Genomic DNA, 17,479 nt, shown 5'->3' with positions numbered 1-17,479 from the left:
TTTCAAATAGCTAAATAAAACCCTAAGGAAACTAAAGTTTCCTAGTTGGAGGACAGACAATGATTGAAAAGAAATTAAGCAAATCCTTGCGCATGATGTTTGCCGGTACCTTGGTCATGAGCGCAGGTTTCATGCACCAGGCCGCCCAGGCGCAGGAAGCCAAGGCTGACGAGAAATTGCAGCGCGTGGTCGTCACCGGTTCCGCCATCAAGCGCGTGGATGCGGAAACCGCCGCGCCAGTGGAAATTTACAGCAAGAAAGATATCGAGCGCACGGGCGCCACCAGCGTCGCCGAGCTGGTACGCAACCTGGCCTCCATCGACATCAATGACCAGGGCGAACTGAGCGCCAGCTCGCCGTCCGGCTCCGGTACTACCAACATCAAGATGCGCGGCTTGAGCGAGCGCAACGTGCTGATCCTGTTGAACGGCCGCCGCTTGCCGACCAATGCGCTGGCTGACGGTTCGGGCGCGGGCGCCGCGGTCGACGTCAACGCCATCCCGCTGAGCGCGCTGGAACGCATTGAAATCCTGAAAGATGGCGGTTCCGCCATTTATGGCGCCGATGCGGTGGCCGGCGTGATGAACTTCATCACCAAAAAGAACTACCAGGGCCTGGAAGCGAAAACCAGCTACGGCCAAAGCTCGCGCTCGGACGCCAAGGAAAAGACGGCCAACCTCGTTTACGGTTTTGGCGACTATGACACCCAGGGCTTCAACGTGCTGGCCACGGTCGACGTGTTCAAGCGCGATCCGATCTACCGCAAGGACCGCGACCTGACCCGTTCGGCCGACTTCCGCCGTTTTGGTGGTCCCGATGGCCGCAGCGGCTTCCATCCTAGCGGCAATATCGCCGGCGGCGGCACCCTGGTGCCATGCCCACCGGGTGATCTGAGCGCCGGCTCCTGCCGTTTCGACGTCAACAAGACGTTGCTGACCTCGACCAATGGCGCCGACCGCGCCAGCGGCATGCTGATCGGCAGCCTGAAAATCAGCGACAGCATCCGCGCGTTTGCGGAATTTACGTATTCCGAAAGCAAGGATGACTTCGAATCCCAGGCCGCACCTGGCAATTTCCAGGTCAACGGCAAGACTGTTGCCGGCCGCTTCATGCAAATGGGTCCGCGCAAGACCAACCGCAAGGGCACAATGACCCAGTTCTCGACGGGCCTGGAAGGCACGACGCGCGGCATCGACTGGGATGTAGCCATCGGCAAGGGCGTGAGCAAGGCTACCAACCGCGATTCGAACTACGCGCACTACGATCTGTTCAACGAAGCGATCGAGAATGGCTCGATCGACCCGACCCGTACCGACAACGCGCAGGCAGCCGTCGACAAGATCCGCCTGACGCCTACGCGCGCCGGCAAGTCGGAACTGACCTTCTTCAATGCCAAGGCTTCCGCGCCGATCATGGACCTGGCAGGCGGCGCGATGGCTTACGCCGTCGGCGTGTCGTACAACAAGGAAACGCTGAGCGACCAACCCGACCAGAACCAGATCGATGGCGTGGTCTTCGGCAGCATCCAGCAGGCTGCCGTCAAGGCGGACCGCAATTCCAAGGGCATCTTCGGCGAACTGTCGATTCCATTTCTGAAAAACGTCGAAGCACAGGTCGCCGTGCGCTATGACGACATCTCGAATGTCGGCAGCAAGACCAGCCCGAAACTGGCCTTGCGCTACCAGCCGCTGAACAACCTGATGTTCCGCGGCTCGTATGCGGGCAGCTACCTGGCGCCATCGCTGAAACAGATGTTCGGCGGCGTCGATGCCGGCGCCTACACGACGAACGACAAGGAAGTCTGCAATGCCTTCCCTTCGATCTCGGGTAACTGTACCAACTTCTCCTACTACCAGGTCTCCGGCTCCAACAAGGACTTGAAACCGGAAACGGGCAAGACCTACAACCTGGGCATGGTGTTCTCGCCAGTGAACTCGCTGACGGTCAGCATCGATTACTTCAAGATCGACAAGAAGAACGAAATCGGCACCCTGTCGGAACTGAAGGCCATCGAACGCGGCAACGTCGAAATCAAGAATGGCGACGCCCGCATCCTGCTGAACAACCAGAACCTGGCCACCACCGAAGTGCGCGGTTTCGATACGGACCTGCGCTACACCTCGCCGCAAACGATGTTCGGCAAATTCACGATCCGCAATGCGTCCACCATCTACACCCGCATGGAAACGCAGGATACAGAAACCGATCCGGTGCAAAGCACGCTCAAGACGTTCATGAATCCGAAGTACCGCAACACGTTCACGGCCAGCCTGGAAAAGGACAATATGTCCGGCTCCCTGGTCATCCGCACGACAGGCGACATGATCGACTCGGACTTGCGCCGCGACGAAATCAAGCCTGGCACCCGCACGATTCCTTCGCACACCGAAGTGGATCTGACGGGCCAGTACGTGGCGATGAAAAACCTGACCTTCACGGCCGGCGTCAAGAACCTGTTCGACAAGATGCCGCCGTTTAGCATCATGGGCGCAGGCAACCAGTACGGCACCCTGGGCTTTGCCCAGTTGTATAACGTGCGTGGCCGTTACTTCTACATCGGCGCAGGCTACAAGTTCATGTAATGCAGCGCAATCCCCCGGTGGCCTGAAATGGCTGCCGATACTCTCCCAAAAGCCGCATATTCATGCGGCTTTTTTCATTCCCTGCAGACGAAAAAAAACCGCTGCAGGCAGCGGTTTTCAAGACAGGCAATCGCTTACAGGAAGCGGTCGAGTATCTTCCGTGTCGTCTTGTCGATATTAAACATGTCGCGGATCAAAAAGTGAATGCCGTGGTTATCGGCGATCAGCAGCGAAGTGGCGCCGATGCGGCGGATGTCTTCCTCGCCTTTCAGCACGAACTGCGTCTCGCCCCGGTCCGTATCGACATGCCAGGTGCATGGCGTGGCGAAGCTGCTGACGCTTTTCACGCGCGCGATCTCGGGCATGAATTCGCGCCCTTCCAGCTCTTCCTGCAGCAGGCTGCGCGCCGGCTCCGGCAAGGCGTCGATGCGGTCGATCCACGCCACTTCCTTGCCATTGCCCAGCACCAGCGAAATGCCTTCGTCGGGCGACTGGATGGGGAAGGCGCGCACGGGCGCCACGCCCTCAAAGACCTGGCCGTCCGTGTCCGTCATCACCAGCTTGCCGAAGGTGTCGCGGCTTAATGTAAAAGTTGTACTGGCCATGCTTATTCCTTGTCATCCAGGGCGAGTTCGTTGTTGCGCGCCTGTGCTTCGTAGAGGCGGAAATAGGCGCCCTCTTTCGCCATCAGTTCATCGTGGCTGCCCACTTCGACGACCTGGCCGCGGTCCAGCACCACCAGGCGGTCGGCCCGGTGCAAGGTCGACAGCCTGTGCGCGATGGCGATCGTCGTGCGGCCCTGCACCAGGTTGTCCAGCGCCTTCTGGATCTCTTTTTCCGTTTCCGAGTCGACCGACGATGTTGCTTCATCCATGATCAGGATGCGCGGGTCGATCAGCAGGGCGCGGGCAATCGAGATGCGCTGGCGTTCGCCGCCGGACAAGCCCTGGCCACGCTCGCCCACCATCGAATCGTAGCCCTGCGGCAGGCGCAGGATGAATTCGTGCGCATGCGCGGCGCGCGCGGCGGCGATGATCTCCTGGCGCGTCGCATGCGGCTTGCCGTAGGCGATATTTTCCGCGATGGTGCCGAAGAACAGGAACGGCTCCTGCAGCACCAGGCCGATGTTGCGGCGGTAGTCGGACACGGCAAACGAGCGGATGTCGACGCCATCGAGCAGGATCGCGCCTTCCGACACGTCATAGAAGCGGCAAATCAGATTGACCAGCGTGCTCTTGCCGGAACCGCTGTGGCCCACCAGGCCGATCATCTCGCCCGCCTTGATGTTCAGGGTGATGCCGCGGTTGACGGCCCGGTTGCCATAACGGAAACCGACTTCGCGCAAATCGATGCGTCCTTCGATCTTGTCCAGTTTGACGGGCTGCGCCGGTTCCGGCACGCTCGACACATGGTCGAGGATGTCGAAGATGCGCTTGGCGGCGGACGCCGATTTCTGCGTCACGGAAACGATGCGGCTCATGGAATCGAGTCGGCCATAGAAACGCGTGCTGTAGGCGATGAAGGCGGTCAGCACGCCGACGGTGATTTCGCCGCGCGACAATTGCCAGATGCCGAAGCACCAGATGACCAGCAAGCCCATCTCCGTCAGGAAGGAAACGGTAGGCGAGAACAGCGACCAAACCTTGTTCAGCTTGTCGTTGACGGCAAGATTGTGCGCGTTGGCGTCGCGGAAGCGGGCCGCTTCGCGTTTTTCCTGCGCAAACGCCTTCACGACGCGGATGCCGGGGATGGTATCGGCCAGCACGTTGGTCACTTCGCTCCACACGCGGTCGATCTTTTCAAAGCCCGTGCGCAAACGGTCGCGCACCAGGTGGATCATCCAGGCGATGAACGGCAATGGCGCCAGAGTCATGATGGCCAGCCACGGATTCATCGACCACAGGATCACGCCCGTCATGATGATCATCAGCACGTCGGACGCGAAATCGAGCAAATGCAGCGACAGGAAGACGCAGATGCGGTCGCTGCCGCTGCCAATGCGCGCCATCAGGTCGCCCGTGCGCTTGCCGCCGAAAAATTCCAGCGACAGCTTCATCAGGTGTTCATAGGTGGCCGAGCGCAAGTCGGCGCCCATGCGTTCGGACACCAGGGCCAGCACATAGGTCTTGCCCCAGCCCAGCAGCCAGGCCAGCAGGGCCGAACCGAGCAATCCGCTCATGTAGTACACCACCAGCCAGGGGTCGATATGCTTGCCGTTCTGATACGGGATCAGCACATTGTCCATCAGCGGCGCCGTCAGGTAGGGCGGAATCATGTGCGCGGCCGTACTCAGCAGCATCAGCATGAAGCCCAGGGCCAGCTGGCCACGGTAGGGGTGGGCGAAGCGCCACAGGCGGAACAGGGTCCAGGTCGATGGCGGCGTGTGCAGTACCTTGGCGCAGATCGGGCATTCTTCCTGCTCCGGTTCCAAGGGCGCCTTGCAGCTGGGGCACACTTCCTGCTCCGCTTCCAGCACGGGCTGGCCCGTCAGGTGGCTGTCGAGGCGCTCGACGAACTGTTCCAGCACACGGATCGCATGCAGGTTCTGGCCCAAAGTAAAACGCCACGACGCCAGGCGACCGTGGTCGTCGAACAGTTCCAGGTGGCCGACACCGGCGTGGTCATGGTGCGTCAGGCGCAGTCCGGGGCGGAAAGACCAGCTTTTCCAGACGGTATCACCCGGGGAACGGGCCAGTAAACGCTTCTCTGTGACAACAATTATGCCTTTTGTGAAACGTAATCGCGCATCGAGGTCAACCTCAACGCTACTTAAAACGTTCTCCCCTGGAGAAAGGTTGCTTTCCACTTCCGCCAGCCAGTGTTCCGGCAGCGAAGTGAGGGGAATAGTTGTTGCAGGAACACTCAGTTCAGTTGTCATCGTAAAGCATACTCCGGCTCGAGGCCAAGCCCTTCAGGGCGGGATTTGGGGGATGGGGCAGACGCCCGATCAATGTTTGTGTACTGCGCGATGGCGAGGCAGATGCACCAGTGGCAATTTCCTGTATTGTATCGAATGGATGCCTGCCGGTAAGGAATGATGGCAAAACGGAGCAAAAAAATGAGCGGCCATCGACCAGCGGCAAGTATACAACAGCCCGCTGTTGCGCAAATGCTCCAGCTTAGCCCAGAGTCGGTATCTTTATAACAAGTATGGCAACAATTAGTAACAATTAGAATGACAACACCAGCAGAATACGAGAAGCAAACGCGACAAGAGGCCGCTAAAAGTGGCACACTGCGCATACCCGGGATAAAGAACCAAGCACGAGCCTGAAAAGACTCTGTAGAGCCAACATAAAGTATCTGGCGCCCAGACGCCTGGCTTGTTATCAAGAAACCACTTACATGATCAAGAAGAAGAACATCGAATTTGCCCGCGTCACCCACTTGCGCGGCCCCAACATCTGGACTTACCGCCCGGTGATTGAAGCCTGGGTCGACATCGGCGAACTGGAAGACTATCCATCCAATACCTTGCCCGGCCTGTACGAGCGCCTGGTGGCGTGGCTGCCCGGCATGATCGAGCACCGCTGCGGCGTGGGCGAGCGGGGCGGCTTTTTCGAGCGCCTGCGCGAAGGCACGTGGTCGGCCCACATCCTCGAACACGTCGTATTGGAACTGCAAAACCTGGCAGGCATGCGCACGGGCTTCGGCCAGACGCGCTCGACCAGCCAGCGCGGCGTCTACAAGATGGCCTTCCGCACGCGCGAAGAGCACGTGGGCCGCGCCGCCCTGGCCGCCGCGCGCGAACTGCTGATGGCTGCCATCAATGATGAAGCCTACGACCTGGAAGCGGCCCTGGCGCCCCTGCGCGACATGGTCGACGCGCGCTGCCTGGGCCCGAGCACGGCCAGCATCGTCGATGCGGCCACCGAACGCGGCATCCCTTCGCTGCGCCTGAACGACGGCAACCTGGTGCAACTGGGTCACGGCGCCGCGCAGCGCCGCATCTGGACGGCCGAAACGGACCGCACCAGCGCGATCGCCGAAGGCATCGCCAGCGACAAGGACCTCACCAAATTCCTGCTCAAATCGTGCGGCGTGCGCGTCCCCGAAGGCAGCCTGGTACGCAGCGCCGAAGCGGCCTGGGAAGAAGCGCAAGACATCGGCGTGCCCGTCGTCGTCAAGCCGTATGACGGCAACCATGGCCGCGGCGTATCGCTGAACCTGATGACGGAAGCGGACGTGAAGGCAGCCTACGAACTGGCCGCGCGCAAGGGCGACAGCTCGGCCGTGCTGGTGGAAAGCTTCATCACGGGCGACGAACACCGCCTGCTCGTGGTCGGCAACAAGCTGATCGCGGCCGCCAAGGGCGAATCCCTGTGGGTTGACGGCGACGGCGTCTCCACCGTGCTGGAACTGGTCAACACGCAGATCAATACCGACCCGCGCCGCGGCGAAGGCGAAGATTTCCCGCTGGGTACCGTCAAGCCGCATGAATCGGGCGAAATCGTGCTGGAACTGCAGCGCCAGGGCATGACCGCCCTGTCCGTGCCGCAGGCGGGCCAGAAAGTGCTGATCCAGCCGAACGGCAACGTGGCCATCGACGTCACGGACGAGGTGCATCCGTCCGTCGTGCATGCGGCCCTGCTGGCCGCCAGGGTCGTGGGCCTGGATATCGCCGGCATCGACCTGGTCACCACCGACATCACGCGTCCGCTGGAAGAGCAGCGCGGCGCCATCATCGAAGTCAATGCCAGCCCTGGCCTGCTGGCGCACATCAAGCCGGGCGTGGGCCTGCCCCGCCCTGTCGGCGCGGCCATCGTCGACCACCTGTTCGCGCCCGAGGAAACGGGCCGCATTCCGCTGATCGGCGTGACGGGCACGCGCGGCGCCAGCCTGATCGTGCGCATGCTGTGCAAGCTGCTCAACCTGTCGGGCCTGCACACGGGCGCCGTCTGCAGCGAAGGCATGTATCTGGACCAGCGCCGCGTCGTCAGCAGCGATTGCGTGAACTGGGACGCGGGCCAGCGCCTGCTGCTCAACCGCACCGTGCAGACGGCCCTGTTCGAGAGCAATCCGCGCATGATCCTGGCCGAAGGCCTGGCCTACGACAAGTGCCAGATCGGCGTCGTCACGGACATGGGCAGCCTCGATAGCGTCAAGGATTTCGACGTGCTGGACGAAGCGGGCCTGTACAAGGCCGTGCGCAGCCAGGTCGACGTGGTGGTGCCAACGGGCGTGGCCGTGCTCAATGCCGCCAACGCGCACGTGCTGGAACTGGCCGAGCTGTGCGACGGCACGGTGACCCTGTATGCGCAGGATGGCAGCCTGGCCGCCATCGCGGCGCAACTGGCCGCCGGCCAGCGCGCCGTATTCGTGCGCGGCAACCACATCGTGCTGGCCGAAGGCGGCATCGAAACGGTCTTGCTGTGTCTGGACCTGCTGAAACCGGCCACGGCCGGCAATGTCGACAGCGTGCTGGCCGTCGCGGCGGCCGCCTGGGCCCTGAACCTGCCCGTCGATCTGATTTGCGCCGGACTGCGCACCTTCGACGCGGCCCCCGGCTGCATCGGCAACTGACAGCACAGGCAAAGCAGCACTCAAGCCCGGCCATGAAGGCCGGGCCCACAAGAACACAACAGGATTACGGTTTAATTATGGAAGTATCTCGCGTACGGGCCTTGCGGGGCCCTAACCTCTGGAGCCACGACACCGCCGTGGAAGCCATTGTTTCCTGCACCACGCAGGAACTCGACATCGCCCAGCTGCCCGGCTTCGAAGCCCGCCTGCGCGCGCGCTTTCCGCAACTGAGCCCGCTGCAACCGCTGGGCAATTACAACGCCGCGCCGATGGCGCAGGTGCTGGAACTGGCGGCGCTGGGCCTGCAGGCGCAAGCCGGCTGCCCCGTCACCTTCAGCCGCACTACGCCGACCCTGGAAACGGGCATCTTCCAGGTCGTCGTCGAATACTCGGAAGAAGCCGTCGGCCGCCTGGCGCTGGAACTGGCGCAGCAGCTGTGCCAGGCCGCGCTCGACGATGCGCCGTTCGACCTGGCCGGCGCGCTGCACCAGTTGCAGGAACTCGATGAAGACGTGCGCCTGGGCCCATCGACGGGCGCCATCGTCAACGCCGCCGTGGCCCGCAACATCCCGTTCCGCCGCCTGACCGAAGGCAGCCTGGTAACGTTCGGCTGGGGCAGCAAGCAGCGCAAGATCCAGGCCGCCGAAATGGACGGCACCAGCGCGATTGCCGAAGCCATCGCGCAGGACAAGGAACTGACCAAGAAGCTGCTGGACTCGGCCGGCGTGCCGGTGCCGCACGGGCGTGTCGCCGTCGACGCGGACGATGCCTGGGCCGCCGCCTGCGAGATCGGCCTGCCTGTCGTCGTCAAGCCGAAGGACGGCAACCAGGGCAAGGGCGTGACCGTCAATGTCACCACGCGCGAACAACTGACGGCCGGCTTCCTCGCGGCGCAGGAATTCCGCGACGATATCCTCGTCGAACGCTATCTGCCGGGCCACGATTTCCGTTTGCTCGTCATCGGCAACAAGATGGTGGCAGCCGCCCGCCGCGACCCGCCGCAAGTGGTCGGCGACGGCCAGCACACGGTGCGCGAACTGGTCGACCAGGTCAACCTGGATCCGCGCCGCGGCAGCGGCCACGCCACCTCGCTGACGAAAATCCGCTTCGACGACATCGCCCTGGCCAGCCTGGCCAAGCAGGGCTATGTGGCCGAATCCGTGCCGCCCGTGGGCCAGCGCGTGATCTTGCGCAATAACGCCAACCTGTCGACGGGCGGCTCGGCCACCGACGTCACCGTCGACGTGCATCCGGAAGTGGCGGCGCGCGCCGTCGCGGCCGCGCACATGGTGGGCCTGGACATCTGCGGCGTGGACGTCGTCTCCGAAAGCATTCTGAAACCGCTGGAAGAGCAGAACGCCGGCATCGTGGAAGTGAACGCCGCACCGGGCCTGCGCATGCACCTGGCGCCGTCGTTCGGCAAGCCGCGTCCCGTGGGCGAAGCCATCATCGCCGCCATGTTCGCCGAGGGCGACGATGGCCGCATTCCCGTGGTCGCCGTCACGGGCACCAACGGCAAGACCACCACCGTGCGCCTGATCGCCCACCTGCTGACGGCTTCCGGCCTGCGCACGGGCATGACCAACACGGATGGCGTGTATATCGAAGGACGCCAGATCGACAGCGGCGACTGCAGCGGCCCGCGCAGCGCGCGCAACGTGCTGCTGCACCCGGACGTGGACGCGGCCGTGTTCGAAACGGCGCGCGGCGGCATGCTGCGCGAAGGCCTGGCCTTCGACCGCTGCCAGGTCGCCGTGGTGACCAACATCGGCGCCGGCGACCACCTGGGCCTGAACTACATCACCACCGTGGAAGACCTGGCGGTCCTGAAGCGCGTGATCGTGCAGAACGTGGCCGACAGCGGCGTGGCAGTCCTGAACGCCACCGACCCCGCCGTGGCGCGCATGGCCAAGAATTGCAGCGGCACGGTGACCTTCTTCGCCGCCGACAAGACGCATCCGGTGATGGCCACGCACCGCGCACAGGGCAACCGCGTGGTGTACGTGGAAGACGGCAAGCTGGTCGCGGCGCAGGGCAAGGAACGCCACGAAATCGCCCTGTCGCAGGTGCCGATCACGCGCAACGGCGCCATCGGCTTCCAGGTCGACAACGTCATGGCGTCGCTGGCCGCCGCCTGGGCCGTGGGCCTGGACTGGAAAACCATCGCGCTGGGCCTGAAAACCTTTGCCAATGAAGCCGACAATGCGCCGGGCCGCTTCAACGTCTTCGATTATCGTGGAGCCACGCTGATCGCCGACTACGGCCACAATCCGGACGCCATCCTGGCGCTGGTGCAAGCCGTGGAAAGCATGCCGGCCAAGCGCCGCTCGGTGGTCATCAGCGGCGCCGGCGACCGCCGCGACGAAGACATCCGCCAGCAGACGGAAATCCTCGGCGCCGCCTTCGACGATGTGCTGCTGTACCAGGATCAATGCCAGCGCGGCCGCGCCGACGGCGAAGTCGTGGCGCTGCTGCGCCAGGGTTTGAACGGCGCCAAGCGCACCAGCCATATCGATGAAATCAACGGCGAATTCGTCGCCATCGACAAGGCCCTGGCGCGCTTGAACGAAGGCGATCTGTGCCTGATCCTGATCGACCAGGTGGAAGAAGCGCTGGCGCACATCGCCAAGCGCGTCGCCGAAGCATAAGCGCAGTATCATCGCGCACAAGGGCGGCCTGCGGGCCGCCCTTTTTTATGCGCGCGCGCCGCCTCCCTGCGCGCACCCGCATGGTGCAAAAGCCCCCTTGCAAGCTTGTAAATTCAGGCATGGAAATTGCTCAAAAGAAAACATAAATGGGCTGACAAGAAGGTGGGGCACGCATGGTGGGCAGAATCTCGCGCATGATCGGGAAATTGACGGTGGGGCGCAAACTGGCGCTGATCTATTTGCTCGACCTGTCCGCCGTCATCTTCATTTCCGGCATCCTCATCAACGAAAAATACATCGCCATCGATTTCTCGCGCAAGGAGATGGCGGGCAACGACTACATCGCCGCGATCCGCGATGCGCTGCTGTCCCTGGCACGCGCGCAAGCCGATGCAGCCGGATCGGCAGCTGCCATCGAACTGGCCGAGCGCCAGTTCGGCAGCGATATGCGCAGCGCGGAATTGAGCAGGGAATTTTCCGCCCTGCTGCGCCAGTCCGGCAGTACGCCCGTTGCGCCGGACGACGGCATCGCGCCCTCGCCCGCCTTCGTTGCCGGACGCGCACTGCTCACGCGCGTGGGCAACCAGTCGAACCTGATCCTCGACCCGGACCTGGACAGCTACTACACCATGTCGCTGGTGATCCTGCGCTTTCCGGAACTGCTGGAAGTGATCAACAGCACGCGCGCCCTGGCCCTGCAACTGGCGACGGCCGAAGGCGCGCAGCGCCAGCGCCTGCAAACCCAGTTCCTGATCCTGGAAGGGCGCATGGACGCCACCATGGGCGGCATCGGCAGCGACTACACGGAGGCGTTCGCGGCCAGTACCCCGCTGCTGCGCCAGCACCTGGACGGCTCGCGCGCGGCCCTGCAGCAAGCCGTGGCGCAGTTTCGCGCCAGCACCCAGGCGCTGGCCGGCGCGCCTGTCCGTGCCGCTGGCAGCGCCGCGCTGCTGCGCCACGATGCAGCCGCCTCTGCGGCCCTGCTGCATGCCTGGCGCGAAGCGGAAGGCGAATTGCACCGCCTGATCCAGCTGCGCGTAGACGGCTTCTTTACGCGCATGTGGCTGCACCTGGGCACGGCCGTGCTGCTGCTGGTAATGATATTGGGCCTGGTGTTTTTCGTCGCGCGCCAGATCGCCCTGCCCATCCGCCGCCTGGCGCGCGTGGCGCAGGAAGTGCGCGAAACGGGCGACCATAGCCTGCGCGCCATCTGGGACAGCGAAGACGAAACGGGGCGTCTGGTCAGCGCCTTCAATACCATGCTGCAGCAGCTCGACTTCCAGCGCATGGCGCAGCAGGAACTGGTGGCCAGCGCCAGCGCGGCCGATGCACAACGCCAGCTGGTCGACGCCATTCCCATCCCGCTGATGGTCACCTCGATCCCTCATCACCAGGTGCTGCACGCGAACCAGGCCGCGCACGCGTGGCAGGGCGGCCTGGAACTGGACCCGTGGGTGGGCGGCATGAGTCCGCAAGCCCGTTCGCGCTTCTTCCAGCGCTTGAGCGACCTGGGCGCGGTCGATGAATTCGAAGTGTGCTGGAGCGGCAGCGGCACGCCAACGTGGGCCCTGATTTCCGCGCGCCTGATCGACTACCAGGGCCAGCGCGCCGTGCTGTCGACCTTCACGCCGATCAACAAGATGAAGCTGATGGAGTCGCGCCTGGAACTGTGGGCCAAGGTCTTCGAGGCGTCCGCCGAAAGCCTGATCGTGATGGACGCCGGCATGCGCATCATCACCGTCAACCAGGCCTTCCGCCGCCATTCGCTGTACGACATGGTGGAGCTGATCGGCAAGCGCCCGGCCTTTTTGCTCGCACCCGACAATAGTCCCGAGCAGCTCGACAGCCTGCGCCGGACCCTGGCGCGGCGCGGCTACTGGCAGGGCGAGATCCGGGTGCAGCGCAAGTCGCTGGAAAGCTATCCCGCCTGGCTGGTGATGAACGCCGTGCGCGACCTCGATGGCGTCACCACCCATTTCATCGCCAGTTCGCTCGACATCAGCGAACGCAAGGCCAGCGAGCGGCAGATCGAGCACATGGCCCACCACGACGCGCTGACGGGACTGGCGAACCGCCACGTGTCGAACCTGCGCCTGGCGGCAGCCATCGCGCAGGCGCGCCGCAGCGGCGAAAAGGTGGGCGTGCTGTTCGTCGACCTGGACCGCTTCAAGCACGTCAACGACGCGCTGGGCCACCACGTGGGCGACGCGCTGCTGCAATCGGTGTCGGCGCGCCTGCTGCAGCTGGTGCGCGAAGGCGATACCGTCAGCCGCCTGGGCGGCGATGAATTCGTCGTCATCCTCAATGGCATCGGCGACGCCGCATCCATCGCCGCCCTGCTTGACACGCGGCTGATACCGGCCATGCGCCAGCCGCACCAGGTGGAAGGCAACGAGCTGTATGTCTCGTGCAGCGTGGGCGTGGCCATCTATCCGGACCACGGCGGCGACATGGATACCCTGATGCGCCACGCCGATGCGGCCATGTACCAGGCCAAGAGCGGCGGACGCGATCACGCGCGCATGTTCACGCCGCAGATGCAGGAGCAGCAGTTGCAGCAGTTGCACCTGGAAAGCGATCTGCGTCACGCCATCGAACGGCAGGAACTGGTGCTGTACTACCAGCCGCGCATCGATGCGAAAAGCAGCCGCCTGAATGGCGTGGAAAGCCTGATCCGCTGGCAGCATCCGCAGCACGGCCTGATCGCGCCCGACAGCTTCATCCCCGCCGCCGAGGAATCGGGCCTGATCGTCTCCATCGGCGCGTGGGTCATCCGCGAGGCGTGCCGCCAGCAAGTAGCCTGGCGCGAGGCGGGCGCGGGCGACATCGCCGTGTCGATCAACCTGTCGGCCATCCAGCTGAAAAGCGGCGGCCTGGTGGCCACCTTGCGCGAAGTGCTGCGCGAATTTCCCGTCACGCCGGGACAGATCGAATTCGAGCTGACCGAGTCCATCCTGATGGACAACGTGGACGACACCATCGCCACCCTGCACGCCATCAAGGCGCTGGGGTTTGCGCTGTCTATCGACGATTTCGGCACCGGCTATTCGAGCCTGAACTATCTGTGCCGCTTCCCGCTCGACAAGCTGAAAATCGACATGAGCTTCGTGCAGGACATCCACGGTTCGCCGCAGAATCTGGCGGTGACGAAAACCATCATCGGCCTTGGCCATACCCTGGGTCTGACGGTCACCGCCGAAGGCGTGGAAAGCGCGGCCGATGCCGACGTGCTGCGTCATGCCGGCTGCGATGAATTGCAAGGGTATTACTTTGCCCGCCCCATGCCGCAGGCGCACTTCATGGCCTGGCTGGCGCACAGCGCCGCACCCTGCGCCGCCTGACACCTCCTGTGGAGCGCCCGCAACGCGCAGGCGCCAGGTTCGACAACGCACGGCGGCCGCCAGGGCGCATGAATGCAGCAGGGATACCGGAATCGGTATTGACATCGCAAAAGAAGTCATTTGTGGGGCAAAGTCATTCCCACCTACCATGTTTCTGAGCAAGTTCCAGCTCTGGCGGCGACTGCCGCAGCGTTCTCAACATAACTAAAATACAGGTGGAGACAAGATGAAGCAATTGATGGCAACGGGCACCCGCACGTCCCGACAAAACACACGGTTGACCTTGAAGGCCACGGTGGCCGCCCTGGCCGGCGCCGGCCTGCTGAGCAGCGCTTCCGTCTGGGCGCAACAGGCACCCGCCGTGGACACGCCGGTGGAAGAAACGGCACCGGCAGCAGCACCGGCGGCCGACAATGCCGGCATCGCCGTCGTCGCCGTCACCGGTGTGCGTCGTGCTGCGCAAAGCGCGCAGACGATCAAGAAAAACAACGACCAGGTGGTCGATTCCATCGTCGCCGATGAAATCGGCAAATTCCCCGACAAGAACGTGGCCGAAATCCTCGGCCGCGTGACGGGCGTGCAGATCCGCCGCGAAGGCGGCGAAGCGGGTACCGTCATCATCCGCGGCTTGCCCGGCGTGGTGACCTTGCTCAACGGCCGCGAAATGTTCACCTCCGTGGGCCGCAGCCTGTACCTGGCCGACATCCCGACGGCCATGCTGCAGCGCGTGGACGTGTACAAATCGCAGGGCGCCGACATGGTCGAAGGCGGCACGGCCGGCGTGATCGACGTGCGCACCAACCGCCCCTTCGACTTCAAGGGCTTTACGGCATCGGGCAACGTGCGCGCCGAGCACCGCGACAAATCCGGTTCGACGGACCCGAACGTCAGCGGCATGGTCTCGAACCGCTGGAAGACCCCATACGGCGAATTCGGCGCCCTGCTCGGCCTGTCCTACCAGCGCGGCAAATACTATGACGAGACGATCTGGAATGCCGAACCCGTCAAGCGCCCCGAAGCGGGCAATATCACGGGGCCCGATTCCGTCGGCATGATCCCGACCGTGGGCGACCGCAAGCGCTATGCGGCGAATGCCGCCTTCCAGTGGCGCCCGAACTCGCAGGTGGAAGTGTATGCGGAAGGCATGTCGACCCTGATCAAGCACGCGTTCGACAGCCAATTCTTCGTCGGTTCCCTGCCGTGGGGCCAGAACCCGGACATCACCCTGATCCCCGGCACCAATCAGGCGGCCACGGTGGGCAAGATCGACGGCCCATGGTCACCGTTTACGCTGGGCTCGACCCAGGCGCGGCGCGACCGCTCGATCGGTTCGCAAGGCGCCATCGGCGCGCGCTGGGACATCACGCCGCAGCTGCGCGCCACCACGGAACTGGCGCGCACGGTCAGCAACTTCGAGCGCGAATTTCCCATCCTCGACTTTCTCGCCCATCCGACCAGCGTGATCGGCAGCACCAACGTCAACGGCGGCGCGCAGATCAGCTACCCCGGCTACAACATGACGGATCCGAAGAACTACACCCTGCTCGGCTTCTACGACAATCACAGCCACGACGAAGGCAGCTCGACCGACTGGCGCGGCGACGTTACCTACGACATGGACAGCACGGGCTTCTTCCGCGAATTCTCGGGCGGCGTGCGCCTGGCCAAGCGCAAGGCGGAGTCGATACGCGAAAAGAACGTGCAAGGCGGACTGACGTCGATCATGACTGCCGATGCCCTGCCCGGCCTGGCCTGCACTTCGCACAAGAACACGGGCAATTTCGGCCTGCAAAGCTGGCTCACGCCATGCCGCGACTTCATGCTCAACAACACGGATACCTTGCGCCAGCTGTTTACGGGCAGCAGCGAGCGCAGCCCGGACGATCCGATGACCCACTTCAAGGATGTGGAAAAAACCAATGCCGTCTACGGCAAGGCGCGCATCGGCTTTGACCTGGCGCAAGTACCGGTCGATGGCACCCTGGGCGTGCGCGTGGTGCAGACCAAGCAGGACTTGCAAGGCAATTCCTCGCAAAACGGCATCATCACGCCCGTACGCGTGAAGACTTCGGATACGGACGTGCTGCCCAGCATGACCCTGAAAGCCATGCTGCGCCAGGACCTGATCGCCCGCATGACGGCAGGCAAGGCCGTGCAGCGCCCGAACTTCGCCGACTTCAACCCCGGCGTGACCCTGGGCCAGAGTCTGGAGATGGTGCGCCCGACGGGCAACGGCGGCAATCCCGACCTCAAACCCGTGGAAGGCAAGAACCTCGACGTGGCGCTGGAATGGTATTTCGCGCAAACGGGTTCCGTCACGGCCACCGTGTTCCGCCACAACTTCAAGAATTACATCCTGTCCGGTTCGGCCAAGGAAACGTATGGCGGCATCGAGTACGACATCACGCGTCCGCGCAACACCTCGAAAGGCCATCTGCAAGGCGTGGAAATGGCTTACCAGCAGTTCTACGACAAACTGCCCGGCTGGATGAGCGGCCTCGGCCTGCAAGCGAACGCCACCTACATGACGGGCGAGCTGGAAGAATTGAATGGCAGCGTGCATCCGTTCACGGGCATGTCGAAATGGTCGGCCAATATCGTCGGCCTGTACGAACAGGGACCGTGGTCGGCGCGCCTGGCCTACAGCTGGCGCGACAAGTACGTCGACGACTACAACTACCGCGGCAAGGGCATCCACCTGACCGTCGCGCCAACCAAGACCCTGGACGCGTCGGTCTCGTACAAGCTCAACCCGAACACCACGGTGACGCTGGACGCGAACAACCTGCTCGACTCGACCTACCGCGACTACCACGACACGCCGGAGTATGTGCGCGATGTGCGGCGCTACGACAAGGTCGTGGGACTCTCCGTCCGCTGGAGCTACTAGCCCGTCCCCCACCCTTTCTTCCTTGCGAGGGTTTTCAGCGCCAGCCGGCAACGGTTGGCGTTTTTTTTCTTTGCGGAATCTATCCGACAGTGGAATTGATTTAACGCAAAATGGCGCCGCCGGGGGCTTTTATGCTGGCAGCTTGACTAGCGAACCCGGCGGGGACAGCATGCGCAATGCACGGCACGTCGACACACAGTTATTTCAACCCGACATCCCGGTGCGGCTCGACATGCGCACGGCGGCGCTGGTCGAGCATGCGCTGGCCTTGCAGGAAATGGCCGGCACGGGCGCCGCCGCCCTGTTTTTGCACTGCCACGACGTGCCGCTGCCCACCGCCCTGCGCGTGCTGACGACGGGACCGCGCCGCAAACCGGCCGGGCCGCACCTGTTTGCCCGCCTGCGCCCGCGCACGGCCGCGCTGGCGCAAGGCTTGCCGCTACCGGCGCGCTGACGAATCCTGTACCATCGCCGCAACCGATCACATGAGGCACG

The 17,479-nt window shown here is 63.5% G+C and carries 8 protein-coding genes; 6 read left to right on the top strand and 2 right to left on the bottom strand.

The genetic code is table 11. The annotated features are described in order from the left end of the window. Positions 1-59: 59 nt before the first annotated feature. Positions 60-2,582, top strand: a complete 2,523-nt coding sequence (locus tag IGS58_RS05520; protein ID WP_070260328.1) for a TonB-dependent receptor — start codon at positions 60-62, stop codon at positions 2,580-2,582. Between the two features lie 134 nt (positions 2,583-2,716). On the opposite strand, the gene IGS58_RS05515 is transcribed toward IGS58_RS05520, so the two are convergent. Both IGS58_RS05515 and IGS58_RS05510 read right to left on the bottom strand, forming a co-directional pair. Beyond that, positions 2,717-3,187 carry a cyanophycin metabolism-associated DUF1854 family protein gene (locus tag IGS58_RS05515; RefSeq protein WP_230520834.1) on the bottom strand — a complete coding sequence of 157 codons (471 nt, stop codon included), beginning with the start codon at positions 3,185-3,187 and terminating at the stop codon, positions 2,717-2,719. A gap of 2 nt (positions 3,188-3,189) precedes the next feature. Further along, complete coding sequence (locus IGS58_RS05510; RefSeq protein WP_081345909.1) at positions 3,190-5,460, bottom strand: cyanophycin metabolism-associated ABC transporter; 2,271 nt, start codon at positions 5,458-5,460, stop codon at positions 3,190-3,192. Positions 5,461-5,927: 467 nt separating this feature from the next. Between IGS58_RS05510 and IGS58_RS05505 the strand changes: the two genes are divergently transcribed. The 5 genes from IGS58_RS05505 (at position 5,928) to IGS58_RS05485 (ending at position 17,438) form a co-directional block, all read left to right on the top strand. After that, positions 5,928-8,105 carry a cyanophycin synthetase gene (locus tag IGS58_RS05505; protein WP_230520833.1) on the top strand — a complete coding sequence of 726 codons (2,178 nt, stop codon included), beginning with the start codon at positions 5,928-5,930 and terminating at the stop codon, positions 8,103-8,105. A gap of 77 nt (positions 8,106-8,182) precedes the next feature. Beyond that, positions 8,183-10,753: a cyanophycin synthetase gene (cphA, locus tag IGS58_RS05500; RefSeq protein WP_070260335.1), complete on the top strand. Its 2,571-nt coding sequence runs from the start codon at positions 8,183-8,185 to the stop codon at positions 10,751-10,753. A 173-nt stretch (positions 10,754-10,926) separates the two neighbouring features. Then, the gene (locus IGS58_RS05495) at positions 10,927-14,094 is read left to right on the top strand and encodes an EAL domain-containing protein (RefSeq protein WP_230520832.1); all 3,168 of its coding nucleotides are present in this window, start codon (positions 10,927-10,929) and stop codon (positions 14,092-14,094) included. 226 nt (positions 14,095-14,320) lie between these two features. After that, positions 14,321-16,984 carry a TonB-dependent receptor gene (locus IGS58_RS05490; protein ID WP_230520831.1) on the top strand — a complete coding sequence of 888 codons (2,664 nt, stop codon included), beginning with the start codon at positions 14,321-14,323 and terminating at the stop codon, positions 16,982-16,984. Positions 16,985-17,153: 169 nt separating this feature from the next. Next, positions 17,154-17,438, top strand: a complete 285-nt coding sequence (locus tag IGS58_RS05485; RefSeq protein WP_070281185.1) for a hypothetical protein — start codon at positions 17,154-17,156, stop codon at positions 17,436-17,438. Positions 17,439-17,479 lie beyond the last annotated feature (41 nt).

Source organism: Janthinobacterium sp. EB271-G4-7A (genome assembly GCF_020858075.1).
Classification (GTDB): Bacteria; Pseudomonadota; Gammaproteobacteria; order Burkholderiales; family Burkholderiaceae_D; genus Janthinobacterium; species Janthinobacterium lividum.
Note: the sequence above shows the minus strand (reverse complement) of the source record. Positions and strands in the feature narration are given on the sequence as shown.

Coding starts and splice junctions, on each gene's coding strand:
- cphA (WP_070260335.1), top strand. CDS start 8,183: ATGGAAGTATCTCGCGTACGGGCCTTGCGGGGCCCTAACCTCTGGAGC.
- IGS58_RS05505 (WP_230520833.1), top strand. CDS start 5,928: ATGATCAAGAAGAAGAACATCGAATTTGCCCGCGTCACCCACTTGCGC.
- IGS58_RS05490 (WP_230520831.1), top strand. CDS start 14,321: ATGAAGCAATTGATGGCAACGGGCACCCGCACGTCCCGACAAAACACA.
- IGS58_RS05520 (WP_070260328.1), top strand. CDS start 60: ATGATTGAAAAGAAATTAAGCAAATCCTTGCGCATGATGTTTGCCGGT.
- IGS58_RS05515 (WP_230520834.1), bottom strand. CDS start 3,187: ATGGCCAGTACAACTTTTACATTAAGCCGCGACACCTTCGGCAAGCTG.
- IGS58_RS05485 (WP_070281185.1), top strand. CDS start 17,154: ATGCGCAATGCACGGCACGTCGACACACAGTTATTTCAACCCGACATC.
- IGS58_RS05495 (WP_230520832.1), top strand. CDS start 10,927: ATGGTGGGCAGAATCTCGCGCATGATCGGGAAATTGACGGTGGGGCGC.
- IGS58_RS05510 (WP_081345909.1), bottom strand. CDS start 5,460: ATGACAACTGAACTGAGTGTTCCTGCAACAACTATTCCCCTCACTTCG.